The sequence below is a fragment of the Rhizobium deserti genome, from assembly GCF_004358025.1.
Classification (GTDB): Bacteria; Pseudomonadota; Alphaproteobacteria; order Rhizobiales; family Rhizobiaceae; genus Neorhizobium; species Neorhizobium deserti.
On record NZ_SMTL01000002.1, the window covers coordinates 1,077,150 to 1,100,783 of the forward strand.

Here is a 23,634-nt window from a genome sequence, read left to right on the forward strand (position 1 = left end):
TCACCCGGCATCCGAAACTACTGGCATGATTGACCAGAACTCCCTTTTCGCCGAACTGCTCCTGCTGCTGGCAGGCGCAGTGGTCGCCGCCCCATTGTTCCGCAAACTCGGCCTCGGCACAGTGCTTGGATATCTTGCCGCCGGCGTGATTATCGGACCCGTGCTGCAGCAGGTCAGCGATACGGAGGAAGTACTGCATGTTGCCGAATTCGGCGTCGTCTTCCTGCTTTTCATCATCGGACTGGAGCTCAAGCCCTCGCGCCTGTGGCAGATGCGCGGCGATGTGTTCGGGCTCGGCCCGATGCAGGTCGTCGTCAGCGGCGCGGCACTGAGCGGCCTTGCTTATGCGGCCGCGATGTCGGACTGGCGCGGCAGTCTGATGATCGGCTTCGGCCTGGCGCTTTCCTCCACCGCCTTTGCCCTTCAGATCCTAAACGACGCCGGCGAGATCAACAGCCGCTATGGTCAGCGGTCCTTTTCAGTGCTGCTCTTCCAGGACCTGGCGATCGTGCCGCTTCTGGCCCTCATCACCATTCTGGCTCCCGGCACCAAAGAGGCCGCGGCCACGCCGCTCATGGATTTCGGCATTGCCATTGCCGCCGTCGGGGCGATGATCGTCGCTGGTCGCTATCTGCTGACGCCGATGTTCCAGATCATTGCCCGCACCGGCGCACGGGAAGTCATGATCGCCGCGGCACTTCTTGTCGTGCTCGGATCCGCCGCCGCCATGCAGGCGGTCGGTCTGTCCATGGCCATGGGCTCGTTCCTGGCCGGCGTGATGCTCGCCGAGTCATCCTACCGCCATGAGCTTGAGGCGGATATCGAGCCTTTCCGCGGCCTGCTGCTGGCGCTCTTCTTCGTAGCCGTCGGCCTTTCGCTGGACGTCGAGGCGATTGCCGACAACCTGCTCTTCATCGTGCCCGCCGTTCTGGCATTCATGATCGTCAAGACGGCAGTTCTTTACGTGCTTTGCCGCGTATGGGGGTCACCGCACAATGATGCGGTTCGGATCGCCTTCCTGCTGCCGCAGGGCGGAGAATTCGGCTTCGTGCTCTTCACCACCGCTACGGCGGCGGGCCTGCTTTCGTCTGCAACCGCTTCGCTTTTGATCGCTGCCGTTACGCTTTCCATGGCCTTGACGCCTTTGGGCGCTGCGCTTTCAAAACGCCTGCTGCACGGAGAAAAGCGCGAGGAGCTGGAAGAGGATTTCGACGGCGCCGGGGCCGACGTGCTGATGATCGGCTTCTCCCGTTTCGGCCAGATCGCTGCGCAGATCCTGCTTGCCGGCGGCAGTTCGGTGACGGTGATCGACGATTCTCCTGATCGTATTCGGCAGGCTGCCAATTTCGGCTTCCGGATCTATTTCGGCGACGGAACGCGGCGCGACGTGCTCATTGCGTCTGGGATCGAACGCGCCAAGATCGTCGCGGTATGCACGCAAAAACGGGATACGACCGACCGCATCGTTGATCTGATCAACTCGGAATTCCCCTCCGTCCGCCTATTCGTGCGCTCCTACGACCGCATCCACTCTTTGGCACTTCGCAACAAGTCCGTCGATTATGAACTGCGCGAGACGCTGGAATCGGGGCTTCTGTTCGGGCGGCGGACGCTAGAATCGCTCGGCATGAGCGAGAACGCGGCCTATGAGATCGGCGAGGATATCCGGCAGCGTGACGAGGAGCGCTTGCAGATCCAGGCCGTCCAGGGCCTTGGCGCCGGTCGCGAAAAACTCTTCAACAGCCCGGTCCGGCCGGAACCGCTGATCAAGCCGAAGCGACCGGTGATCATCGAGGATATGGCGCCGGAGTCATTGCGAGCCGAGGCGGATCAGGCGTCCACCGCCGTGTGAAGCGCCTCGATGGCGCGCTTCAGCTCGTCCTTGACGGTCTCGGATTCCTGAAGGATTTCTCGCGCTTTCAGGAAATCCAGCACTCCGAAGCGGTTTACGCTTGGCCGCAGGAAGATATGCGGCGGGTGGAGCTTCAGCTTCAGGGCAATGCTTGCCTGCATGGTCAGCTGGCTGGCGCCGAAGACACTGTCGATGCGGTTCGGAGGATGCGTTCCGTCTCCTTCCGGCGCGCCGACCACATCGATGCCGATGACGATATCGGCCAGATCCATCAGGTGCTCGTAAGGCACAGGATTGAAGACGCCGCCGTCGATCATGATCCGGCCATTGACCCAGACCGGCATGAAAAGACCGGGAATTGCCGCCGAGGCCGCTATAGCCGTGCGCAGTTCGCCGCTTTCCAGCACGACCTCCGCCTGGCCGTAATAGTCGGTCGCAGAGATCTTCAACGGGACGACAAGATCCTCGAACTCACGCGGCACCTGCGGCGGCAGGAAGGCATCGATGATGAGTTCAAGGTTGAAATGACCGAAGCGGAAGCCGCCGAGCTTGTCGCGCATCGTGGCAGACCCGAGGCTCAACAGCCGGTTGAACAGCTTGCCCCGACTGCCCACCGTCTCAACGGTGTATTCGGCAATTTCCTTGCCGCTCATGCCGGACGCCATGCCGGCGCCCATGATGGCGCCGATCGATGAGCCGGAAATGGCAACCGGGCGGATGCCGAGCTCATCCAGCGCCTCGATGGCGTGGATGTGGGAAATTCCTCTCGCGCCGCCGCCGCCGAAAGCGATAGCAAAAGTCGGCCCGCCGCTGCGCTTGGGGATTTCAAGGTCGGAAAGCGCAAGCCTCGTGCTCATCCGTTTCCTCCTTCATCTCGCTCAAAGCGGCTGGTAGCGGAAGAAATCGATCCGCGTGTCGCCGAAATTCCGGGATTCCAAAAGCTTGAAGGCCACATCCAGCGAAACCGTGACATCTGCCCGCTCCTCCAGAACGACCAGAGCGTCGGCCACGATCCATCCACCCGTATGCGCCGCGCGAATGGCTTTTTCGCCGAGTCCCTGGCCATAGGGCGGATCGGCGAAAACGAAATGAAAGGGCTCGATCGTGCCCGGATCGCCAAGCGAGGTAGCGTCCCGCCGCAGGATCCTGGCGCGTCCGTGCAGGCCAAGCGCATCGATATTTTCCCAGAGAAGAGCGCGGCCTTCGACGCCGTTTTCGACGAAGAGCGCCTGACGGCACCCGCGCGACACGGCCTCCAGACCGACAGCGCCGGTGCCGGCGAAAAGATCGAGGACCCGCGTTCCGTCCAGCGCTTGGGGATAAACGTGACCTATAATGTTGAACAGGCTTTCCCGCGTCCGGTCGATGGTCGGCCGGATCACACTGGTTTTAGGCGTGGCCAAGGCGCGGCCGCGAAACTCACCACCGACAATACGCAAGACCGCTTACCCTCTCGGTGCGCGCGGCTTGCCGCCGCTCCTTGCGCCGCCCGGACGGCCAGTTCCACTAGGCCTGCCACCGCCCGGCTTGCCACCACCCGGCTTGCCGCGTCCTCCGGAAGGCTGCCCACCGGCAGGCTTGCCGCCGAAGGATTTGCCAGCAGGCCTTGCGCCGCGCGGCTTGTCACCGAACGGACGGTCACCAGCGGGGCGAGCACTGCGGGGCCTGTCACCTGCAGGCCGGTCACCTGTAGGCCGGTCGGTGCGGGGCGGACGGTCGCCAAATGCACGCTCCCCACGCGGCCGTTCCGAACGGCTGTCGCCGGCAGAATAGGACCGTGCAGGGCGATCGCCCTCCTCGCGTGGCTTCCTGTCACTGATTGGGCGGTCGCCACGTGGCTTGTCGCCAAACGAACGTTCGCCACGCGGCTTATCGGCGAAGGGACGATCGCCGCGGGATGGACGATCTCCGAAAGGCCTGTCGCTACGCGGACGGGCGGGACGGTCGCCGAACGGACGGTCACCGCGAGGCTTGTCTCCGAAGGAGCGTTCACCTCGGGGCTTGTCGACGGACCTTGCCGGACGGTCGCCATCTTCTCGGGGCTTGCGATCACCGCGCGGCTTGTCGCCGAAAGAGCGCTCGCCGCGATCCGGACGATCACCGGAAGAACGCTTGCGGCCGAAATCACCACGTTCCGGCTCGGGCGGCGAATCGGCACGGATCCAGTCAGCATCGTCATCGGCGCGCTTGACGACAACAGGGCGATCGTTGACGGGCTTCGGCTTGTCGAACAGCCTTTCGGCTTCGGCTCGCGCCGAAGACTTGCCTGCCCTGTCATCGGTGGTCGGCCGTGCTCCCGGCGCCATCCAGACATTGGCGGTGCGGCTGGTGCCCATGGGCGGCCGCTTCTTCGGACGATCGTCGGCTTCCTGATCCCGGCTGCCGAAAGGCTTGCTGGGGAAAGGCTTGCTGCCGCGAGGTTTTTTGGCAGTCTTGCGGGCGCCCGGCTTGGTGTCGAGGCGGCCGAGCGCCTTTTCGCGCCGGTCTTCGGGTTTGTCGGCCCGCGGGCGCTCGCTCTTCTGCGGCTTTTCGGACCAGGCGGAGCGCTCGGCGCGGACAGGCTTTTCGTCCTCGGCATCGCTGTCATTGTAGATCGGCGCGTCGAAATTGGCCTTGGCTTCGTCGATCAGGCGGGGACCGAGTTGGTCCCGCAAGGTGCGGCCACGGACTTCGACCACTTCGCCTTCAGGCAGGTCGCCGAGCTGGAACGGGCCGTAGGAGATGCGGATCAGCCGGTTGACCTCCAGGCCGAGCGCGCCGAGCACGTTCTTGATCTCGCGGTTCTTGCCTTCCCGCAGGCCCATGGTGATCCACACATTGTGGCCCTGGCTGCGGTCGAGCGTCGCTTCGATCGAGCCGTAGAGCACGCCGTCGACCGCCATGCCATCCTTCAGCTTGTCCAGATCTTCCTGCTTGACCTCGCCATGGGCGCGAACGCGGTAGCGCCGCAGCCATCCGGTGGTCGGCAATTCGAGAACGCGAGACAGGCCGCCATCATTGGTGAGCAGCAGCAGGCCTTCGGTATTGATGTCCAGTCGGCCGATCGACAGCACCCGCGGAAGCCCTTCCGGCAGGTTGTCGAACACGGTCGGGCGGCCTTCCGGATCGGAATTGGTGGTCACCAGACCGGCCCGCTTGTGGTAGAGCCACAGGCGCGTCCGCTCAATGCCGCGGATCGGCAGGCCGTCCACTTCGATCTTGTCGGCCATGGTGACATTGACCACCGGCGTGTCAAGCACCTTGCCGTTCAGGTTGACACGGCCTTCCATGATCATCCGCTCGATGTCGCGGCGCGAAGCCACGCCGACGCGCGCGAGGATCTTGGAAATACGCTCAGGCTTGCCTTCGGCTTCCATGGTCGCGGGTGACGGAGGCAGCTTGCGCTCGGGCTTGCCGGCCTTTTCGCCGGCGCCCCTGGCTTCCGCGCCCTTTCTCGGGCCGAGGCCGGACTTGGCGGAAAATCCTGTCTTGCCGGCGGCTCCGGACTTGGCAGCGGCTCTGGGTTTGGTTTCGCGAACGAAGGTCTTGGCCTCGCCGCGCTTCGGCTTGTCTTTGGAATTCATTTGTTGTTTGCCTGAAGCCAGATGTCTACGGAATGATCCGGACATTCTTGTTCGTGTTGACTGAGACGGATTCGCGCCCGGTAACCGGACGTCCAGTTGGATGCTTCCTACCAGTTCGCGCGATCCGGGTTAAGAGGAAATCGCCGGGAATGGCTAATAGCGAAAGTTTCATGGCAGCAGCACTTGCCGAAGCGACGGAAGCGGCGAGGATCGGGGAGGTTCCGGTGGGTGCCGTTCTGGTGCTGGACGGCAAGATCATTGCCCGCTCGGGAAACCGCACCCGGCTTGCCAATGACGTGACGGCGCATGCGGAAATAGCCGTCATTCGCAATGCATCTCAAAGCCTCGGCCAGGAGCGCCTGCTTGGTGCCGATCTTTACGTGACGCTGGAACCCTGCACCATGTGCGCTGCGGCGATCTCATTTGCGCGGATAAGGCGGCTTTACTACGGCGCAGAAGATCCCAAGGGAGGGGCTGTCGACAACGGCGTACGCTTCTTTGCCCAGCCGACCTGCCATCATGCTCCGGAGGTCTACTCCGGGCTGGGCGAAACAGCGGCAGCAAGCCTGCTCACCACCTTCTTCAGGTCAAAGCGCCAAGACGACTAGCGCTTACTGGAAGGGCTGCCACCAGCTTGAATTCTTGCCGGCAGCGGCGGCTTCCTTCTTGCGCCGCTTTTCCTTCTGGCTTTCGGGCTCGCCGACATCCGCAAGCACGGCAGCATCCGCCTGGCGATACTGGGTCGGCGGCTCGGCCAGCGAGCGACGCGGCGTACCGGCGATATCGACGTTTTCCGCATCGGCCTTGGCCTTGCGGAAGGCTTCCCATTTCTGGCTCTCGGTCAGCTGCCCGGCTTGGCCCTTGCCGGTCAGCAGCGGCGAGCGGTAACCTGCATTGCCCTGGTTCTCGTCCGCCTCTTCACGCAGCCGCGCGCGCGTTTCTTCCGGTGACTCGACCCAATTCGCATTGTTCTCCCGATTGGCCAGAGAAGCCTGCGGCGGCGGCAGTTCGGCGCCCTGCTGCTTGGTGGCGACCACCAGCGAAGGCCGCGGATTGTATTTGAGGTTGCGTTTGGCGTCCTGGTTCTTGGGGGCGATCGCGACAGAAGATCCCAAGTCGTCGACAAGATGCTCCATGGCAGTCTTGTCCGTGCCATAGGTTGGGCTACCCATGCACCCGGAAAGGGTCAATGTCGCGGCCAGGATGCCTGCCGCGCCGATTGCGACACGAAACGCAGATGTCGTTTTCATCTAAACCCTTCCAGCAGCGCCCGTCCCGGCGCCTGCGAGATATACTTTACAACCCCCTGCCGGAAAAATCCGGCCGATTTCAGGCAGAAATACCGGATCATGCGCAAAAGCGCAATGATCAGCTAAGCTTGGTTCAGGCCAGACGTCCAAGAGCAGCGAGCTCCCGAAGCGCCGCGGCATCGCGTGCCGAGACGTCCGGATAGGCGGGATCCGACCCAACATCCTTGGTGACCCGCCAGGACCTTGCACATTTGACACCTTCGGCGAGCTTCGGCTCGACGGCGACGCCTGCCACCTCCGGGAGGCGGAACGCGCCATCCGGTCCCACGCCGGAGATTACGGAGATGTGGGAAGTGATGCAGGTTTCCTCGAAATCCTGGCCTTCCAGCACCTTCATCAATTCGGCATCAGCGATATAGACAGTCGGAGCCGCCTCGAGAGAGGAGCCGATCCGTTTGTCCTTGCGCTCGATTTCGAGCGCGCCGGTGACAACCGAACGAACCTTGCGGATCTTCACCCATTTTTCATCGAGCGCGTCATTGCGCCAGTCCGCAGGGATGGCCGGGAACTGCTCCAGATGCACCGAGACCGCGTCGGGCTGACGCGACAGCCAGGCTTCTTCCGTTGTGAAGGGCAGCATGGGCGCAAGCCAAAGAACCATGCAGTCGAAGATCTTGCGGATCACCGCCAGCGCCGAACGGCGGCGAAGCGACGACGGGGCATCACAATAAAGCGCATCCTTGCGGATGTCGAAGTAGAAGGCCGACAGTTCGATATTGGCGAAATCGATCAGCGCGCGGGCGATCTTCTTGAACTCGAAAGCGTCATAACCTTCGCGCACGATCTTATCGATCTCGGTGAGACGATGCAGCATGAGCTTTTCGAGCTCCGGCAGATTGGCATAGGCGATTTCCTCGCCCTCGTCATGGGCGAGCGTGCCAAGCATCCAGCGGATCGTATTCCTGAGCTTGCGATAGGCATCGACATTGGTCTGAATGATCGTCTTGCCGAGCCGCTGGTCTTCCCAGTAATCCGTGGTCATCACCCAGAGGCGCAGAATGTCGGCGCCGGCATCCTTCATGACATCCTGAGGCGCTACGACATTGCCGAGCGACTTGGACATCTTCTGGCCCTTTTCATCCATGGTGAAGCCATGGGTGACGACCGTGTCATAGGGTGCGCGGCCGCGGGTGGCGGCCGATTCCAGCAGCGAGGAATGGAACCAGCCGCGATGCTGATCTGATCCTTCAAGATAAACGTCGGCCGGCCATTTCAGGTCGGGACGATCTTCCAGCGTAAATGTGTGGGTCGACCCTGAATCGAACCAAACGTCAAGAATGTCCATGACCTGGGTCCAGGGCTCGTTGGAGCGCCCCCCGAGGAACCGCTCGCGTGCGCCTTCGGCAAACCAGGCGTCGGCGCCTTCTGCGTCAAAAGCTTCCAGGATGCGCTTGTTGACTGCCTCGTCCTGCAGGACATTACCCTGTTCGTCGGCAAATACGCAGATCGGCACGCCCCAGGCACGTTGGCGCGACAGGACCCAGTCAGGGCGCTGCTCGATCATGGCGCGCAGGCGGTTCTGGCCGGCAGCCGGAACAAAGCGCGTATCGTCGATCGCTTTCAGGGCGCGAGTCCGCAGCGTACTGCCGTCGGCTAGGTCCTTGTCCATGTAGACGAACCATTGCGGCGTGTTGCGGAAGATGATCGGCTTCTTGGAGCGCCAGGAATGCGGGTATTGATGCTTCAGCCGGCCGCGGGCAAACAGCATATTGCGCTCGATCAGCGCCTTGATGACGCGGTCATTGGCATCGCCTTTTTTGCCATTGTCATCCATCACGCGGCCGCCCTCGAAGCCCGGCGCATCGGCGGTGTAGAAGCCGGCATCATCGACCGGGAAAGGGATCCGCGTGTCGATGCCGCGCGCTTCCAGCTCGCGGACCATCGACGTCCAGGCGTCAAAGTCCTCGCGGCCGTGGCTGGGGGCAGTGTGCACGAAACCAGTACCGGCATCGTCGGTGACATGGTCGCCGGCGAGAAGCGGGACGGGAAAGTCATAACCGAGATCGCGCAGAGGATGGCCGCAGGTGATTTCGGCAAGATCGTCGGCGGAAACATCCTGAAGACGTATATATTCCAGCTTGGCCTTCTTAAAGGCTTCATCCGCCAAAGCATCGGCAAAGATGAGCTTGGTGCCCGGCTTCGGACCGAAATCGTTCTCAGCCGCCGTCACTTTGTAAAGTCCGTAGGCGACCTTCGGCGAATAGGCGATGGCGCGGTTGCCTGGGATGGTCCAGGGCGTCGTGGTCCAGATGACGATGGAGGCGCCCTGAAGCTCGCCCAGCGTGCCCGTCTCATCGGCATTCTGTCGGACGATGGCATCGCGGTAGGCCGCGCCGGATTCCAGGCGGGCGCCGGGCGCATCCTTGCGGACGACGGGGAAGGGTACCCAGATCGTGTCGCTCTCGTAGTCGTGATACTCGACCTCGGCTTCCGCCAGCGCCGTGCGCTCGACCACCGACCACATGATCGGCTTCGAGCCGCGATAAAGCTGGCCGCTCATGGCGATCTTCAACAGTTCGCCAGCGATGCGGCTTTCGGCATGGAAGTTCATCGTGAGGTAAGGATTGTCGAAATCGCCGACGATGCCGAGGCGCTTGAACTCGTCGCCCTGGATCTTGATCCACTTTTCCGCATAGGCGCGGCATTCCTTGCGGAATTCGATCATCGCGTCCGGCTGCTTCAAGTCAGGCTTGGCTTTGCCCTTGGCGCGATAATTTTCTTCCTCGATCTTCCACTCGATCGGCAGGCCATGGCAATCCCAGCCCGGAACATAGTTCGAGTCATAGCCGCGCATCTGGAAGGAGCGGGTGATGACGTCCTTGAGGATTTTGTTGAGCGCGTGGCCGATATGGATGTTGCCGTTGGCATAGGGCGGGCCATCATGCAGCACGAATTTTTCGCGGCCGGCGGCGGAGGCGCGGAGCTTCTTGTAGAGGTCCATCTCACGCCAGCGGGCAACCAGTTCCGGCTCCTTCTGCGGCAGGCCGGCGCGCATGGGGAAATCCGTCTCGGGCAGATAGAGGGTCTTCGAGTAGTCGAGCTTCTGGTCGGTATCGGTCATGTGGGGCAATCGTCTCTGGCGCCGTTCGATGGCGCATGTCGATGAAATCGGCTGGCGGAAAGCGCGTGATTATCGCGCGGAAACCCGGACCCTCCCGCTTACTTTCAAGCAGCGCGGAAGGCCGGGCCGATAATTCGTATGATCTGGGCCAGCCGAAATTTTCTCATGGTGGCGGTTCTTTAAGGGTTTTTACGCTGGAAAGGAAGGGGATTCCCAATTAGCAGGCCGCTCAAAACTGGATTTGATTCTGGTGCCACTTGCGCATATATTTGAGGGCATACGGCACAAAGGAGATTCCGATGCGCACGTCTGCCAACATGCCCATTCGCCAACGCCTTGAAGTCGCCTCGCACGGGCAGATTCACAGCTATAATGGAACAACGGTTCTGGAGCTGACGAAGCTTGGCTTCTCAGTGGAAGAGCTGCACCGTTTCGTTGCTCCTCGCCGCACGCTTGCCCGGCGTATCGCCAACGGCGAACCGTTGACGATCGGCGAAAATGACGGCGCCCTGCGTGTAGCGAGGGTCATGAAATTGGCCGAGCGTGTCTTTGGAGATATTGGCCGAGCCCAGAAGTGGCTGCGCAAACCCAATCGCGGCATGCAGGGCATCGTACCGATCGACCTGTTGGAAGCGGAAAGCGGCGCCGTCCTTGTCGAACAAGCCCTGCATCAGATCGACCACGGGATTTACGTCTAGCCATGATCCTGTGGCGTATTTCGAACTACGCCGATCTTGCCGGGAAAGGTGGACTGATCGCGCCCGGTCGATGGCACAGACAGGGCTTTGCCATTGTCTACTGCTGTGACCATCCCTCGACTGCTCTTCTTGAGATCCTAGTCCACTTGGATGTGGATGAGCTGCCTTTGCAATTCCAGCTGTTGAAAATCCAAGTGCCTGATGACATTGCGCTCGAAACGGTGGAGATCGACGCTGCCAATCTCGATAACATCGATCTTACTCGGCAGAAGGGAAGCAACTGGCTGGAGAGCCGGTCGTCCTGCCTTCTCAAAGTACCTTCGATCATTCTTCCCGAAGCCGCCAATGTTCTGATCAACCCGCAACATGCAGATGCTACGCGGCTGGTGATCGAAAACGTTGCGCGCTATCCCTTCGACAGCCGCCTGCTCCGCTAATCCTCAAAACGCAATATTCTGATCCACTTCGCCCAGAGGCGTGACGCCGGACAGAAGCGCCCGCGCTTCCTCCTCGTCCCGCTTCATCTGGGCGACCAGGGGATCGAGGCCGTCGAATTTCAACTCGTCGCGCAGATGGCCGAAGAACGAAACGGAACAAGTTTCGCCATAAAGACTGCCGGAAAAATCGAACAGGTAGGTTTCCAGAAGCGGCGCGCCGTTTTCGGTCACGGTCGGGCGGCGTCCGTAACTGGCGACGCCGTCGTGGAGGCTTCCGTCCGGACGGCGGAAGCGCACCGCATAGATGCCGGCCTTCAGCTCGGTTTCCGCAGGAAGCCGCATATTGGCAGTTGGATAGCCGAGCTGCCGTCCGAGCTTTTCGCCGCCGATCACCTCCGCCTCGACCGTATAGCGATACCCCAGAAGCCCGGCAGCTTCCGCGACATCGCCTCCAGCCAGGAGCGATCTGATCCGGCTCGAAGAGATGACTTCGGCATTCTCGTCCCGGAAGGCGTCCATCAGCGACACGGTGAAGCCGTGCCTTTCACCGGAGGCCATGAGAAAAGCCGGGCCGCCTTCCCTGCCCTTGCCGAAATGGAAATCGAAACCGGTGACGACAGCGCTGGCAGACAACCAGTCAACGAGGATGGTCTGGATGAATTCTTCCGCCGACCGGGAGGCGAAATCGGCATCAAACGGATATTCGATGACGCAAAGGAAGCCCATGGCTTCGAGCAGCCGTGCTTTCAGCGGCGCAGGCGTCAGCCGGAAGACCGGCTCATCAGGACGGAAGATACTGCGCGGATGCGGCTCGAAGGTCAGAACCAGGGCCGGCACCTGTCGCTCCGAAGCCACCGCCAGGGCCCGCTCGAGAACGCTGCGATGGCCACGATGCACGCCGTCGAAATTGCCGATCGCCACCACGCCGCCCTGCAGCGCCTCAGGCAGCGGCTCTTTCTTCTCGTTGCGGTGGAATACCGTCATCACTGAATTCCAACTGCCATCAAGCCAGGCGCGGCATCCAGTATTTGGGCGCCGCATTCTCCTGCGCAAGCCAGGCTTTCAAGATCGCCTCGTCCGTCTGACCATTGACGGCATATTCCGCCACATGGATGCCGTCGCTGATATAAAGTAGGTCAAGCCCTTGCGAAAGCGCGCCTCGCACATCGGTCGGCATGCCATCGCCGATTGCCAGGACCTGATCTTTTTGGAATTCGCCGCGTTGTTCGCGGGCTGCCGCAAGTGCTGCCTCATAGATCGGCTTATGGGGCTTGCCGGCAATGCGGGTCTTGCCGCCGAGCTGTTCGTAATAGGCGGCGACCGCGCCGGCGCAAGGAATAATCTTGTGGCCGCGCTCGACCACCAGGTCCGGATTGGCGCAGATGAAGGGCACGCCACGGGCAACGAAGGCCTTCAGCATCTCCGTGTAATCTTCCGGCACTTCCTTTTCGTCGTCGAAGAAGCCGGTGCAAACGATGGCGTCCGCCTTTTCGGCGCCGACTACCTGGACATCCAGGCCGTCGAAGAGGGGCATGTCGCGTTCCGGCCCAAGCAGAAATACCATGTTCGGCCCTTCGGCGATCAGCTTGCGGGTGACATCGCCGGAGGTGACGATCCGGTCGTAGGTCCCGTCCGGTACGCCGAGTGCTTTCATCTGCTCGATGACGCCCGGCGCCGGGCGCGGCGAATTGGTGATCAGGACAACGGTTGCACCGGCATTGCGGGCAGCAGCCAGAGCAGCACAGGAATGCTGGAACACCTCGACGCCGTTATGAACGACGCCCCAGGCGTCCGAAAGAACGACGTCGTAGTCGCCGATCACTTCGATCAGATTGCCGATGCGCTTTGCCATGCTTGCCTGTCCACCTGGTTTTGATGGCGCTGATGTCGCAAAGCACGCATCTCATGGCAAGGAGATTTGCGTAAGCGGCAGCGATTTCATCCTCGTGTCATGCAAGACCGGCCCATCTGAGGGCGAGACCCGTGACGGCACAGACACCCAATACGGTGATCATGCCGACCCTCATCCGAAACAGGAGGATGGCTGACAGCAGAAACAGCAGGACGGCCAGAGGATCGAGGCTTCCCCATATGGGCCAGGAGAGATCGAGGCCGAGCGCCGGCCAGATCGCCACCTGCCGCACATCGCGGAAAAGCACATGCAGACTAAACCAGATCGACAGATTGAGGATGACGCCGACCACCGCCGCCGTGATGGCAGACAAGGCGGATGAAAACACTCGATTACCGCGCAGGCGCTCGATAAACGGGGCGCCGGCGAAAATCCAAATGAAGCTCGGCACGAAGGTCGCCCAGGCCACCAGAACCGCGCCAACAACGCCGCCGGCGAGCGGGCCAAGCCCGGCCGCCTCGCGAAAGCCGACCAGGAAGCCGATGAACGACAGGACCAGCACCAGTGGCCCGGGCGTCGTTTCGGCCAGCGCCAAACCATCCAACATTTCTCCCGGTTTCAGCCAGGCATAATCCTCCACAGCGACCTGCGCTACGTAGGCAAGCACCGCATAGGCACCGCCAAAGGTCACCAGCGCCATTTTCGAGAAGAAGGTGAACATTGCCATCAGGCTTTGCGGACCTGAAGCGATCCAAAGAACGGCAATCGGTGCCTGCCAGACGCATATCCAGAACAGCAGTGTCAAGGCGGAGCCCAGCACAGGCGGCTTCTTCTCGAGGTCGGCGGGCGCCGCTTCGAATTGGGTTTGGCTGCCCCGGCTGCGCGTGTGGAAAATACCCGTCAACGCCGCCAGAAGCACGACCCAGGGAAATGGCAGGCTGAAAACGAAAAGCGCGACGAAGGCCAGGGCTGCAACAGCGACGAGGAACCGGCTTTTCAGCGTCTTGCGCCCAAGCCGGATCACCGCTTCCACGACGATGGCGAGCACGGCCGCCTTGAGGCCGAAGAAGAGGCCGGCGAGCCAGGTCGTGTCCTGGTAGAGTGCATAGGCCGACGACAGCCCGATGATGACGGCCAGTCCCGGCAGCACAAAGAGAAGACCGGCGATGATGCCGCCGCGGACACCATGCATGAGCCAGCCGATATAGGTGGCAAGCTGCTGGGCCTCGGGCCCCGGCAGGAGCATGCAATAGTTCAGGGCGTGCAAAAACCGCTCTTCGGAAAGCCAGTGCCTTTCTTCCACCACGACCCGATGCAACATGCCGATTTGGCCGGCGGGGCCGCCAAAGCTTAGCAGGCCGATCCGGCCGAACACACGGCTCAGTTCACCAAGTGTGGGCGAAGGCGGAGCATCCGCAGCTTCAGATGAACCAGGCATCGGCATGAGAAGCGTCTCGAAAATTTTTCCAGCGTTCTTGACTCTGCGAGCCGGCACCCTTATCTCGGCCTCGTTAGCACTCCCCGAGGGAGAGTGCTAACAGCAAGTCTCACGGATCTCGTATCCGTTCATGTCATTTGATCGAGGGATTAGACAATGGCAAGCACCAATTTCCGCCCCCTGCACGACCGCGTCGTTGTTCGCCGCGTCGAGTCTGAAGCCAAGACCAAGGGTGGCATCATCATTCCCGATACCGCCAAGGAAAAGCCCCAGGAAGGCGAAATCGTCGCCGTCGGCACCGGCACCCGTGACGACAAGGGCAATATCACTGCTCTCGACGTCAAGGCTGGCGACCGCGTTCTGTTCGGCAAGTGGTCCGGCACTGAAGTCAAGCTTGATGGCGAAGACCTTCTGATCATGAAGGAATCCGACATCATGGGCATTATCGGCTGATCTAGCCGTCTGCTCGTTCCGAAATATCGCTGACACCCCTTTTCAGGAGTACTCACAATGGCAGCCAAAGAAGTCAAATTCGGCCGCACCGCGCGCGAAAAAATGCTGCGTGGCGTCGACGTTCTCGCTGACGCAGTCAAGGTAACGCTCGGCCCGAAGGGTCGTAACGTCGTTATCGACAAGTCCTTCGGCGCACCGCGCATCACCAAGGACGGCGTTTCGGTCGCCAAGGAAATCGAACTTGAAGACAAGTTCGAAAACATGGGCGCCCAGATGGTCCGCGAAGTCGCTTCGAAGACCAACGACATCGCCGGCGACGGCACCACGACTGCTACCGTTCTTGCCCAGGCCATCGTTCGCGAAGGCAACAAGGCGGTTGCAGCCGGCATGAACCCGATGGACCTGAAGCGCGGCATCGACCTGGCCGTGACCGAAGTCGTCAAGGATCTCCAGGCGAAGGCCAAGAAGATCTCCACGTCTGAAGAAGTTGCTCAGGTCGGCACGATCTCAGCAAACGGCGACAAGCAGGTCGGTCTCGACATTGCTGAAGCCATGCAGCGCGTCGGCAATGAAGGCGTCATCACGGTTGAAGAAGCCAAGACCGCCGAAACCGAACTCGAAGTCGTCGAAGGCATGCAGTTCGACCGCGGCTACCTGTCGCCCTACTTCGTCACCAACCCGGAAAAGATGGTTGCTGACCTCGACGACGCTTACATTCTCCTTCACGAGAAGAAGCTCTCCAACCTGCAGGCCATGCTCCCGGTTCTCGAAGCCGTCGTTCAGACCGGCAAGCCGCTCCTGATCATCGCTGAAGACGTCGAAGGTGAAGCTCTTGCAACGCTCGTCGTCAACAAGCTGCGCGGTGGCCTGAAGATTGCTGCCGTCAAGGCTCCTGGCTTCGGCGATCGCCGCAAGGCCATGCTGGAAGACATTGCCATCCTGACGGGCGGCACTGTCATCTCCGAAGACCTCGGCATCAAGCTCGAAAATGTCACCCTCGACATGCTCGGCCGTTCCAAGAAGGTTTCGATCTCCAAGGAAAATACCACGATCGTCGACGGTGCCGGCCAGAAGACCGACATTGAAGGCCGCGTCGGTCAGATCAAGGCGCAGATCGAAGAAACCACTTCGGACTACGACCGCGAAAAGCTTCAGGAACGTCTTGCCAAGCTGGCTGGCGGCGTTGCTGTGATCCGCGTCGGCGGTTCCACAGAGATCGAAGTCAAGGAAAAGAAGGACCGCATCGACGACGCGCTCAACGCGACGCGCGCTGCCGTTCAGGAAGGCATCGTTCCCGGCGGCGGTACTGCTCTGCTGCGCTCTTCCGTGAAAATCACCTCCAAGGGTGAGAACCAGGACCAGGAAGCCGGCATCGCCATCGTTCGCCGCGCTCTTCAGTCCCTCGTTCGTCAGATTGCTGAAAATGCGGGCGACGAAGGTTCGATCGTGGTCGGCAAGATCCTCGAAAGCGACACCGACAACTTCGGCTACAACGCCCAGACCGGCGAATATGGCGACATGATCGCCATGGGTATCGTCGATCCGCTCAAGGTCGTTCGTACGGCTCTGCAGAACGCAGCTTCGGTTGCTTCGCTGCTGATCACCACCGAGGCCATGATCGCCGAGCTTCCGAAGAAGGAAGCAGCTGGCGGCGGCATGCCTGGCGGCATGGGCGGCATGGGCGGCATGGACATGATGTAAGACCCGTTGGGTCTCGCATCTGAACCAACCGGTTCGGTTATAGGAAGGGCGGCCCTAGGGTCGCCCTTTTTCATGTCCATCAAACCGCCCATCACCAAAGTGGCTCAGCGCGTCAAGCGCGCTGAGCAGGCGGCATGGACATGATGTAAGACCCGTTGGGTCTCGCATCTGAACCAACCGGTTCAGTTATGGAAAGGGCGGCCCTAGGGTCGCCCTTTTTTTACTTGAGCCATAATCAGTCGATGTATCGGCCATTATTGTTCTTGCGATAGATATTGCGGGAAGCGCGATCCTGCTGGCGCTCTATCCGACGGCGCTCTTTGGGCGAAATATATCCGTCGCGTGTTGCACGGCTCTGGCTGCGATCGATGTGTCGCTGCTGCCGTTCGATCTGACGCAGTTCTTGCGGCGTCAGATCGCCTCGGGCAGCACCGCGATAGATGCGATATTCCTGACGACTTTCGCGCGCTTCGCTACGATAGGTCTGCGCAACGCTTGGCATTGCCGAGCCCACTATAACGGCCAGGGCTGCGATGACGATCTTCTTCATTTTTCTATTCTCCACATGCTAATATGGCATCTGAAACAAACACCTTGGTGGCTCTGAACGGCTACAAGCCCAGAATGGTTGCATCAAGCCTTCCAGAACCAGACGGCGACGATGCGCAACCCGGGATCTGCGGATCATCAGGTGGGCGATCAGGAAGAGCCTGCCTGGTGGCTGCTTGACCCATAGCCAGTGGCTATGCCGGGATCTGTCAGAGCAGACGCACGCGCCGGTGCGTGGCATACCGATTGTCTTCATTTGATGAACAATTCGTATTCGTTTGTTCATCTTTCGGAAGCAGGGAAATTAGGTCACATAGGTTCCAGCATAATTGCCTCTCAGGAACCGGAGAAATAACATGTCCAATAGCAGCAACATCATCATCCTCGTCGCCCGTATTCTTCTGTCCTTCATGTTCATCTATTCCGGTTTCGGCAAGCTAGCCGATCCTGCCGGCACAGCCGGCATGATCGCTGGCGCCGGACTACCGGCCGCGACCGCACTTGCCTATCTGGCTGGCCTGTTCGAATTCGTTGCCGGTATTGCCGTGCTCGTCGGGTTCCAGACCAGGATCGTTGGCTGGGCTCTGGCCCTGTTCTGCGTGTTCACCGGCGTCATGTTCCATTCCGGCACGGTTGCCGTTCCCGGCTGGCCGGATGCAGCGCTCGGCTGGATCAATACGCTGAACGGCATCATGCTGATGAAGAACGTCACGCTGGCCGGCGCCTATATCCTGCTGGCCACCTTCGGCCCGGGCCTCTACTCGGTCGATGCCCGCCGCCGTTCGGTCGCAATTGCTGCCTAACTTCTAGTCTCCCTGCCCCGCATCCAGTCCGCCGGATATCCACATCCGGCGGATTTTTCATGGTGATAGAGCAAGCTTAGCCGTGCAGGCGTCTCGCCAACCAGACGGTGGCATGGCCGCATTGGGGATCCTGCGAGACATGCTCCACCAGCTCAAAGCCATTTTCCGCCAGAAGTGTGGCATACTCCTCTGCAGACAAACTGGCGTGATAAAGCGGCTCACCGCCAAACTCGCCCATGGCAACGCCATCGAAATGTCCGGAGGTGAACATCAAAGCCGCGCCGGGGGATGCCAGCTTTGCAAAACTTGGAAACATCTTGCGCTGGTCGTCTCGGTCGAGGTGAAAGAAGCTGTGCCAGGCAAGAATGCCATCGAAACGAGCCGGCAGGTCGAAGTCGCGCATGTCCGCAACGATCCAGGACCGCTCGGGAAAACGGCTTCGGCATAGGCCGATCATCGTTTCCGACGAGTCGACACCGGTCAACCGGAACTTGCGCATCAGACTTGCCGCGATCGGTTCGCCGGAGCCGCATCCAAGATCCAGAATATGACCCCGCGGTGCAACAAGCGCTGCGAACCGGTCGAGCCACGGCTTCTCAAACAGGTTTCGGCCACGCAAGGTATCGAAGGCGAGCGCATGACGCTCGTAAAGTTCTATGACGTTCTTGTCTTCGCCCGCCATCACAGCGCCATCTGAACGGCTTCCATGATGCCCTTGATCTGCGGATCTCCGTCGTGCTCGGCCTTCCTCGCCCGCACCAGACAGGCCTCGGATTTGAGGATCACGCCATCGGACAGGATTTTCAGGTGGTTTGCCTTGACAGTCGATCCGGTCGAGGTGATATCAACGATGATATCCGCCTGACCGGCAGCCGGAGCACCCTCGGTGGCGCCCAGGCTTTCGACGATGCGATAAAGCTGAATCCCATGCTGGGATGAGAAGAACTGCTGCGTGAGCCGCCAGTATTTGGTAGCGATCTGCAGCCTTCGCCCGTGACGCGACCGAAAGTCGGCTGCGACATCGCCAAGATCCGCCATGGTTTCCACGTCGAGCCAGATTTCCGGAACCGCGACGACCACGTCGGCACGACCGAAGCCGAGACGGGCCGCGATTTCCACCTGTCGGTCGGCATCGACCAGGCCTTCACGGATGAGGTCCTCACCGGTCACGCCGAAATCGACAGTGCCGGCGCCCAATTCGCGCGCAATCTCCGAAGCGGACAGGAAGGCGATCTCGATGTCGTCGCGCCCTTCCACCTTGCCTCGGTAGGAGCGTTCGTTGCCGACGGCGACGATCGGCAGGCCTGCCTTTTCGAAGACGGCGGCGGCATCATCCTTCATGCGACCCTTGGAGGGGAGAGCGATGGTGATCGTCATCAGAGCGCCCTCGCCTTTTCAATCCGGTCCAGCCAAAGCGAAAAACCGACGGCCGGAATGTCTTGCCGAGCACCGAGCAGCGTCAACAGCCGGTCGAAGCGCCCGCCCCCTGCCAGTACGGCCTCGTCCCCCGCTTTGCTCACCTCGAAAACGAGGCCCGTATAATAGTCGAGCGGACGGCCGAAGGCGGCACGATAAGTGATGCGGGAAAGGTCGATACCCAGTTCGGCAAGCGCATTCGCCCGCTCCTGGAACCGGTGCAGTGCCGAGCCCAGCGACAGACCTGCCGCATCGGCAAAGCCCGCAAGCGCTGCGGATGCATCCGCGAGCGGCAGTTCCAGGGACAGGAATTCGCTCAGCAGCAGAAGAGCGGTTCCATCGAGCCTGGTTTCGGCCAGCGACAGCTTTTCCTTCAGCCGCGCGGCGATTTCGCGCGGCGAACGACTGGCATTGGTAGAATAACCAGTGTCCTGCATGGTCCGGTCGATGTGGCTGATCAGCGCCGCCTCGTCCTGACGGACAAGGCTTGCCATGTCCGCCGACAGACCGGCGACCGGCTGCGGGCTGGCCAGACGCAGCAGGATCTGCTTGATCAGTTCGCTGTTGCCGAAAGCCTGGATGAGGCGCTTCTGCCAGCCTGCGGGCAGGCCCAATGCCCGAACCACGGCCTCGAACACGGCCTGGTCCCCAAGCGTCACGGAAAGGCGTCGGCCCGGCAGGAGATGGCCGAGGATCTGCACGGCATCGGTAACGGCGCGGGCATCGGCGCTGGCGGTTGCCGTTTCGCCGAGATCCTCGATGCCGGCCTGATAGAACTCATTGTCGCCGTCGCGGCGCTGGCGAAACACTTCGCCGAGATAGCAATAGCGGCGCGGCGTGCCGGTCGCGCTCTCGATATGTCGCAGACAGACGGGGATCGTGAATTCAGGCCGCAGGCAAAGGCTTTCGCCAGTTTCGCTTTCGGTCAAAAAGATGCGGCGGCGCAGATCCTCGCCGGCCATGTCGAGAAAGGGCGCAGCCGGCTGGATCACCGGCGTGTCGATGCGCATGGCGCCGCGGGCGGCAAAATCATCCAGCAGCCGGCCGGAAAATTCCGGCATGTTGATCAGAGGCATGGGGTCAGCGCCTCCGGAAAAATCCGATCAGACATTCTTCGCCCGCCTGCGATCTTCCGCCTGGGCCGCCAGGATTTCCTTGACCTTGGCAATGAGATCCGCCTCGGCAACCGTTTCCTGCGCGACGCGCGCTTCGCGCCAGGAGGCATTGTCCTCGATCTCGCCAGAGAGGCGCTTGCCTTCGATCAGGTCCTTGATCTGCACGACGCCCTGGCCGCGCTCGTCGCCGCCCTGGATGATAGCGATCGGGCAGCCGCGGCGGTCGGCATATTTCAGCTGGTTGCCGAATTTCTTCCAGTTGCCCTGGTACATTTCGGCGCGGACGCCTTCGTTGCGCAGCGCCTGCGTGAAGCGCTGGTAGCGCCCCATGCTCTCGACATCGCCGTCCATGACGGTGACGAGGACAGGCGCAATCACCTCGTCCTGGCCAAGCTTGCCGAGGTTCTTCAACGCCGTCATCAGGCGGGAGACGCCGATGGAAAAGCCCGTCGCCGGAACCGGCTGGCCCATGAAGCGGGAGACGAGGCCGTCGTAACGGCCACCGCCGCCGACCGATCCGAAGACGACCTTTTCGCCTTTCTCGTTGGTGACATCGAAGGTGAGTTCGGCTTCGAAGACAGGGCCGGTATAGTATTCCAGGCCGCGGACGACGGACGGGTCGATCTTGATGCGGTCCGGGCCGTAGCCGGCGCTGGTTGCGAGGCTGGCAATTTGACCAAGTTCATCTACACCTTCGTGATAGGTGGAGCCTGGCTGATATTCCGGCGAAGAGAATGCATCTGGGCCCTGGCTTTCCAAGCGAGAGGTTACTTTTCCACCCTCTGCTATCACGTAAAGCTTGGACTGCAGAAATCCCACCAGCATGCTCGACTGGCTTGAATCAAGGCCAACGCCTTTTGTGAAATCTCCGCTTTCGTCCTTACGGCCCGGGCCCAATAGGAGTTTGACACCTTCGACGCCAAATTTGTCATACTTGTCCAACGCCCGCAGCACGTTCAGCCGCTGGCCCGCCTTGTCCGCGCCGCCAAGTCCGATCGCCTCCATCACGCCGTCCAGAACCTTACGGTTGTTCACCCGGATCACGTAATCACCGCGCTTGATGCCGAGCGCTTCCATCGTGTCGGCCATCATCATGCACATTTCGGCATCCGCCTGGACGCCCGGCGCGCCGACCGTATCGGCGTCGAACTGCATGAACTGTCGGAAACGGCCGGGGCCGGGCTTCTCGTTGCGGAAGACATAGCCGGCGCGATAGGTGCGCAAGGGCAGCTGGATCTCGTTGAAGTTCTCGGCCACATGGCGGGCAAGCGGTGCGGTCAGGTCATAGCGCAGGCTCATCCACTGCTCGTCGTCGTCCTGCAGCGAAAACACGCCTTCGTTGGGGCGGTCGCTGTCGGGCAGGAATTTGCCCAGCGCGTCGGTATACTCGAACAGCGGCGTCTCGATCGGATCGAAACCGTAGCGCTCGTAGACTTCGCGGATCTTCGCGGTCATCTCGTTCGTGGCATGGATATCGGCGGCCGAGCGATCGACAAAGCCGCGCGGCAGGCGGGCCTTGAGTTTCTGTGGCTTTTTGCTCTTGTCGTTCATGATCGATATTCCATTGCCGGCGGGCCTTAAAGAAAGGCCGGATGTGTGTGCGGTTTCTTAGAGGATGAGAACTTGAGCGGCAAGCGCGCGTGCTGGCGAAGACTGCGGTGAAATGGTATATTGCCAGCATCTGGGGGATTATCGCCATGAACAAGTGCGTCACGCTCGAAATGCCGGATGAGATGCATCGCCTGATCCTGCAATTTGCAGAGGAAGCGGGTACCGATCCTAATGCTTATGTGATCGATCTTTTGGAGGAGCGGCTGGAAGATGCCTATTTTCTGAAACGTGCGGAAGAGACGCTCGCCGCGCATCGCCGCGGCGAAAGCCGGACCTACACGCTTGAAGAGGTGAAAGGCGAACTTGGCCTGGACGATTGAAATTGACGCCAAGGCGCACAAACAACTGGGCAAAATGGGAAAGCAGAATGCCGAGCGCATCATCTCCTATATGGAGATGATGCGCCACTTGCAGACCCCCGTACGCTCGGCCGCGCCCTCGAAGGGCAGCAATTCAACCATCTCTGGCGCTACAGGGTCGACGACTTTCGCATTATCTGTGACATCCAGGATCAGCGGCTTGTCGTTCTGGTTGTCGAGGTCGGCCATTGTCGGGAAATCTATCGATAGGCCATGATCCTCGAAGCTTTGCAGTATGCCGCCACCTATCCGGTCACGCCTGCGGAATTCCGACCGTATATCCGCTCCTCCGTCGGATTGTGGTCGCGAGCCGGGCGGTGCGCCAAGGCCTGGGCGCCGCATGAGGAAAACTGCAAGACCTTCATCCGCGAGACCGTAACCGGCATCAAACAGCGGCGCACCGCCGTGGTCCTCGGCTCCGGTTTGTTGCGCGACGTGCCTATCAAGGAGCTCGCCATTGCTTTCGATACGGTTGTGCTTGTGGATCTGGTGCATCTGGCCAGCGTGCGGGCGTGGCTGAATGCAAAACGCCTTTCCAACGTGCGGCTGATCTCCCGCGACCTTTCCGGTTTTCAAGCTGCGCTTGCCGGCCAAACCATCGAGCCGCTCGGCTTTCTGCGCCAGGTCCCCTATCTCGACCTCGTCATTTCCGCCAATATCCTGTCGCAGATCGGCGTCGGCGCAAAACGCCGGCCGGAGCTTGCGGACAATCCGGCCAAGGACGATATTCTGCGCAGGCTGATACAGGCCCATATGGAGGGGCTGGCAGTTCAGCCCTGCAGGACCGTGCTGATCACCGACGTCAGCTACAAGGTCCTGGATCGAAAAGGCGAGACTGTCGAAGAGGACGATCTCCTCTGCGGCCTGTCGCCTCCGCCGGCAAAACGCAACTGGCCCTGGCCGGTCGCGCCGTTTGGAGAACTCGACCGCAACTGCGAGGCGATCCACGACGTGATTGCCGTTTAACGGCTTTGTGCCGAATGACGCTACGAGAAAGGGATAAGCATGTTCGGAAAAACCATCGTCTTAACGACACTCTGTCTTTCGCTGGCCAGCACGCTTGCCGCGCAGGAGATGAAGGGCATGGACCACTCCTCCATGTCGAAAGACAAGAGCATTTCCACCAAGGCTTTCCAGGGCGCCAATGCGCAGATGCACAAGGACATGACAATCGAATATTCCGGTGACACGGACGTCGATTTCGTTCGCGGCATGATCGCCCACCACAAGGGCGCCATCGCCATGGCGAAAGTGGAGCTGGCGCATGGCAATGATGCCAAGCTGCGCAAGCTCGCCGAGGATATCGTCAAGGCTCAGGAAGCTGAGATCACTGAGATGCAGGCCTGGCTGAAGGCGCAGGGAAAATAGACGATGCGCAGCGGCAGGTGGAGCTGCCGTACGCTCATTCTCCAAATG

23 protein-coding genes and 1 pseudogene are annotated in these 23,634 nt (G+C 60.9%); 11 read left to right on the forward strand and 13 right to left on the reverse strand.

The genetic code is table 11. The features are described from left to right. Positions 1–25: 25 nt before the first annotated feature. Positions 26–1,852, forward strand: coding sequence for a monovalent cation:proton antiporter-2 (CPA2) family protein (locus E2F50_RS11725; protein WP_133316283.1), 1,827 nt, complete (start codon positions 26–28; stop codon positions 1,850–1,852). On the opposite strand, the gene E2F50_RS11730 is transcribed toward E2F50_RS11725, so the two are convergent. Genes E2F50_RS11730 through E2F50_RS11740 form a run of 3 tightly spaced genes read right to left on the reverse strand, consistent with a single transcriptional unit; the run spans position 1,831 to position 5,415 of the window. After that, positions 1,831–2,709 (reverse strand): patatin-like phospholipase family protein, encoded by an 879-nt coding sequence (locus E2F50_RS11730; protein ID WP_133316284.1) that lies wholly within the window; start codon positions 2,707–2,709, stop codon positions 1,831–1,833. The two genes, E2F50_RS11725 and E2F50_RS11730, sit on opposite strands and share 22 nt — an antisense overlap. 21 nt (positions 2,710–2,730) lie before the next feature. Then, positions 2,731–3,291 carry a 16S rRNA (guanine(966)-N(2))-methyltransferase RsmD gene (gene rsmD, locus E2F50_RS11735; protein ID WP_133316285.1) on the reverse strand — a complete coding sequence of 187 codons (561 nt, stop codon included), beginning with the start codon at positions 3,289–3,291 and terminating at the stop codon, positions 2,731–2,733. Positions 3,292–3,297: 6 nt separating this feature from the next. Further along, on the reverse strand, positions 3,298–5,415 hold the full coding sequence (locus tag E2F50_RS11740) for a pseudouridine synthase (protein ID WP_133316286.1): 2,118 nt from the start codon (positions 5,413–5,415) through the stop codon (positions 3,298–3,300). A 149-nt stretch (positions 5,416–5,564) separates the two neighbouring features. On the opposite strand from E2F50_RS11740, the gene E2F50_RS11745 reads away from it, so the two are divergent. Beyond that, positions 5,565–6,023, forward strand: coding sequence for a nucleoside deaminase (locus E2F50_RS11745; RefSeq protein ID WP_133316287.1), 459 nt, complete (start codon positions 5,565–5,567; stop codon positions 6,021–6,023). A 3-nt stretch (positions 6,024–6,026) separates the two neighbouring features. On the opposite strand, the gene E2F50_RS11750 is transcribed toward E2F50_RS11745, so the two are convergent. Then, complete coding sequence (locus E2F50_RS11750; protein WP_133316288.1) at positions 6,027–6,665, reverse strand: hypothetical protein; 639 nt, start codon at positions 6,663–6,665, stop codon at positions 6,027–6,029. Between the two features lie 133 nt (positions 6,666–6,798). After that, positions 6,799–9,786, reverse strand: coding sequence for an isoleucine--tRNA ligase (gene ileS / locus E2F50_RS11755; protein ID WP_133316289.1), 2,988 nt, complete (start codon positions 9,784–9,786; stop codon positions 6,799–6,801). Positions 9,787–10,085: 299 nt separating this feature from the next. Between ileS and E2F50_RS11760 the strand changes: the two genes are divergently transcribed. Continuing rightward, positions 10,086–10,484, forward strand: a complete 399-nt coding sequence (locus E2F50_RS11760; protein WP_133316290.1) for an antitoxin Xre/MbcA/ParS toxin-binding domain-containing protein — start codon at positions 10,086–10,088, stop codon at positions 10,482–10,484. Positions 10,485–10,486: 2 nt separating this feature from the next. Further along, positions 10,487–10,921: an RES family NAD+ phosphorylase gene (locus tag E2F50_RS11765; protein WP_133316291.1), complete on the forward strand. Its 435-nt coding sequence runs from the start codon at positions 10,487–10,489 to the stop codon at positions 10,919–10,921. 3 nt (positions 10,922–10,924) lie between these two features. On the opposite strand, the gene E2F50_RS11770 is transcribed toward E2F50_RS11765, so the two are convergent. The 3 genes from E2F50_RS11770 to chrA all read right to left on the reverse strand — a co-directional run bounded on the left by E2F50_RS11770 (position 10,925) and on the right by chrA (position 14,211). Further along, a complete protein-coding gene (locus E2F50_RS11770) occupies positions 10,925–11,905 on the reverse strand; it encodes a bifunctional riboflavin kinase/FAD synthetase (RefSeq protein ID WP_133316292.1) in 981 nt (326 codons plus the stop codon). Positions 11,906–11,924: 19 nt separating this feature from the next. After that, complete coding sequence (locus tag E2F50_RS11775; protein ID WP_133316293.1) at positions 11,925–12,773, reverse strand: TIGR01459 family HAD-type hydrolase; 849 nt, start codon at positions 12,771–12,773, stop codon at positions 11,925–11,927. A 97-nt stretch (positions 12,774–12,870) separates the two neighbouring features. Then, on the reverse strand, positions 12,871–14,211 hold the full coding sequence (gene chrA / locus E2F50_RS11780) for a chromate efflux transporter (protein WP_245515368.1): 1,341 nt from the start codon (positions 14,209–14,211) through the stop codon (positions 12,871–12,873). Between the two features lie 156 nt (positions 14,212–14,367). Here chrA and groES point away from each other — a divergent pair, with 156 nt between their 5' ends. Together groES and groL are read left to right on the forward strand one after the other, a co-directional pair. Next, positions 14,368–14,664, forward strand: coding sequence for a co-chaperone GroES (gene groES, locus E2F50_RS11785; RefSeq protein WP_007752582.1), 297 nt, complete (start codon positions 14,368–14,370; stop codon positions 14,662–14,664). A 57-nt stretch (positions 14,665–14,721) separates the two neighbouring features. Continuing rightward, positions 14,722–16,365 (forward strand): chaperonin GroEL, encoded by a 1,644-nt coding sequence (gene groL / locus E2F50_RS11790; protein ID WP_133316295.1) that lies wholly within the window; start codon positions 14,722–14,724, stop codon positions 16,363–16,365. A gap of 235 nt (positions 16,366–16,600) precedes the next feature. Here the strand turns inward: groL and E2F50_RS11795 are convergent, their stop codons facing one another. After that, positions 16,601–16,915, reverse strand: coding sequence for a hypothetical protein (locus tag E2F50_RS11795; protein WP_133316296.1), 315 nt, complete (start codon positions 16,913–16,915; stop codon positions 16,601–16,603). Between the two features lie 355 nt (positions 16,916–17,270). Here E2F50_RS11795 and E2F50_RS11800 point away from each other — a divergent pair, with 355 nt between their 5' ends. Beyond that, complete coding sequence (locus E2F50_RS11800) at positions 17,271–17,717, forward strand: DoxX family protein (RefSeq protein ID WP_133316297.1); 447 nt, start codon at positions 17,271–17,273, stop codon at positions 17,715–17,717. Between the two features lie 76 nt (positions 17,718–17,793). Here E2F50_RS11800 and E2F50_RS11805 read toward each other — a convergent pair whose 3' ends face one another. From E2F50_RS11805 to hisS, 4 genes are read right to left on the reverse strand one after another with little or no spacing between them, the layout of a single operon-like run. Continuing rightward, on the reverse strand, positions 17,794–18,399 hold the full coding sequence (locus tag E2F50_RS11805) for a class I SAM-dependent methyltransferase (RefSeq protein ID WP_133316298.1): 606 nt from the start codon (positions 18,397–18,399) through the stop codon (positions 17,794–17,796). Continuing rightward, positions 18,399–19,094 (reverse strand): ATP phosphoribosyltransferase, encoded by a 696-nt coding sequence (gene hisG, locus E2F50_RS11810; RefSeq protein WP_133316299.1) that lies wholly within the window; start codon positions 19,092–19,094, stop codon positions 18,399–18,401. Before hisG ends, E2F50_RS11805 begins: the two co-directional genes overlap by 1 nt. Beyond that, positions 19,094–20,209, reverse strand: coding sequence for an ATP phosphoribosyltransferase regulatory subunit (locus E2F50_RS11815; RefSeq protein WP_133316300.1), 1,116 nt, complete (start codon positions 20,207–20,209; stop codon positions 19,094–19,096). The genes hisG and E2F50_RS11815 overlap by 1 nt, the downstream gene beginning before the upstream one ends. Before the next feature lie 27 nt (positions 20,210–20,236). Further along, positions 20,237–21,799: a histidine--tRNA ligase gene (gene hisS, locus E2F50_RS11820; protein WP_133316301.1), complete on the reverse strand. Its 1,563-nt coding sequence runs from the start codon at positions 21,797–21,799 to the stop codon at positions 20,237–20,239. 89 nt (positions 21,800–21,888) lie between these two features. On the opposite strand from hisS, the gene relB reads away from it, so the two are divergent. From relB to copM, 4 genes and pseudogenes are all read left to right on the forward strand, one after another. Then, positions 21,889–22,179 (forward strand): type II toxin-antitoxin system RelB family antitoxin, encoded by a 291-nt coding sequence (gene relB / locus E2F50_RS11825; RefSeq protein WP_133316302.1) that lies wholly within the window; start codon positions 21,889–21,891, stop codon positions 22,177–22,179. Between the two features lie 144 nt (positions 22,180–22,323). Then, positions 22,324–22,428 (forward strand): annotated as a pseudogene (locus tag E2F50_RS23595) (type II toxin-antitoxin system RelE family toxin); the annotation flags it as partial. A 3-nt stretch (positions 22,429–22,431) separates the two neighbouring features. After that, complete coding sequence (locus E2F50_RS11835) at positions 22,432–23,184, forward strand: hypothetical protein (RefSeq protein ID WP_133316303.1); 753 nt, start codon at positions 22,432–22,434, stop codon at positions 23,182–23,184. 39 nt (positions 23,185–23,223) lie between these two features. Then, positions 23,224–23,586 (forward strand): CopM family metallochaperone, encoded by a 363-nt coding sequence (copM, locus tag E2F50_RS11840; RefSeq protein WP_133316304.1) that lies wholly within the window; start codon positions 23,224–23,226, stop codon positions 23,584–23,586. The last annotated feature ends 48 nt before the right edge of the window (positions 23,587–23,634 follow it).

What these genes read in the sequence shown, in the direction of transcription:
- E2F50_RS11795 (WP_133316296.1), bottom strand. Translation starts at nt 16,915, where the DNA reads ATGAAGAAGATCGTCATCGCAGCCCTGGCCGTTATAGTGGGCTCGGCA.
- hisG (WP_133316299.1), bottom strand. Translation starts at nt 19,094, where the DNA reads ATGACGATCACCATCGCTCTCCCCTCCAAGGGTCGCATGAAGGATGAT.
- E2F50_RS11750 (WP_133316288.1), bottom strand. Translation starts at nt 6,665, where the DNA reads ATGAAAACGACATCTGCGTTTCGTGTCGCAATCGGCGCGGCAGGCATC.
- E2F50_RS11760 (WP_133316290.1), top strand. Translation starts at nt 10,086, where the DNA reads ATGCGCACGTCTGCCAACATGCCCATTCGCCAACGCCTTGAAGTCGCC.
- E2F50_RS11745 (WP_133316287.1), top strand. Translation starts at nt 5,565, where the DNA reads ATGGCTAATAGCGAAAGTTTCATGGCAGCAGCACTTGCCGAAGCGACG.
- chrA (WP_245515368.1), bottom strand. Translation starts at nt 14,211, where the DNA reads ATGCCTGGTTCATCTGAAGCTGCGGATGCTCCGCCTTCGCCCACACTT.
- E2F50_RS11730 (WP_133316284.1), bottom strand. Translation starts at nt 2,709, where the DNA reads ATGAGCACGAGGCTTGCGCTTTCCGACCTTGAAATCCCCAAGCGCAGC.
- E2F50_RS11805 (WP_133316298.1), bottom strand. Translation starts at nt 18,399, where the DNA reads ATGGCGGGCGAAGACAAGAACGTCATAGAACTTTACGAGCGTCATGCG.
- E2F50_RS11740 (WP_133316286.1), bottom strand. Translation starts at nt 5,415, where the DNA reads ATGAATTCCAAAGACAAGCCGAAGCGCGGCGAGGCCAAGACCTTCGTT.
- E2F50_RS11725 (WP_133316283.1), top strand. Translation starts at nt 26, where the DNA reads ATGATTGACCAGAACTCCCTTTTCGCCGAACTGCTCCTGCTGCTGGCA.
- groES (WP_007752582.1), top strand. Translation starts at nt 14,368, where the DNA reads ATGGCAAGCACCAATTTCCGCCCCCTGCACGACCGCGTCGTTGTTCGC.
- E2F50_RS11815 (WP_133316300.1), bottom strand. Translation starts at nt 20,209, where the DNA reads ATGCCTCTGATCAACATGCCGGAATTTTCCGGCCGGCTGCTGGATGAT.
- E2F50_RS11775 (WP_133316293.1), bottom strand. Translation starts at nt 12,773, where the DNA reads ATGGCAAAGCGCATCGGCAATCTGATCGAAGTGATCGGCGACTACGAC.
- E2F50_RS11800 (WP_133316297.1), top strand. Translation starts at nt 17,271, where the DNA reads ATGTCCAATAGCAGCAACATCATCATCCTCGTCGCCCGTATTCTTCTG.
- E2F50_RS11765 (WP_133316291.1), top strand. Translation starts at nt 10,487, where the DNA reads ATGATCCTGTGGCGTATTTCGAACTACGCCGATCTTGCCGGGAAAGGT.
- copM (WP_133316304.1), top strand. Translation starts at nt 23,224, where the DNA reads ATGTTCGGAAAAACCATCGTCTTAACGACACTCTGTCTTTCGCTGGCC.
- hisS (WP_133316301.1), bottom strand. Translation starts at nt 21,799, where the DNA reads ATGAACGACAAGAGCAAAAAGCCACAGAAACTCAAGGCCCGCCTGCCG.
- E2F50_RS11770 (WP_133316292.1), bottom strand. Translation starts at nt 11,905, where the DNA reads ATGACGGTATTCCACCGCAACGAGAAGAAAGAGCCGCTGCCTGAGGCG.
- ileS (WP_133316289.1), bottom strand. Translation starts at nt 9,786, where the DNA reads ATGACCGATACCGACCAGAAGCTCGACTACTCGAAGACCCTCTATCTG.
- groL (WP_133316295.1), top strand. Translation starts at nt 14,722, where the DNA reads ATGGCAGCCAAAGAAGTCAAATTCGGCCGCACCGCGCGCGAAAAAATG.
- E2F50_RS11835 (WP_133316303.1), top strand. Translation starts at nt 22,432, where the DNA reads ATGATCCTCGAAGCTTTGCAGTATGCCGCCACCTATCCGGTCACGCCT.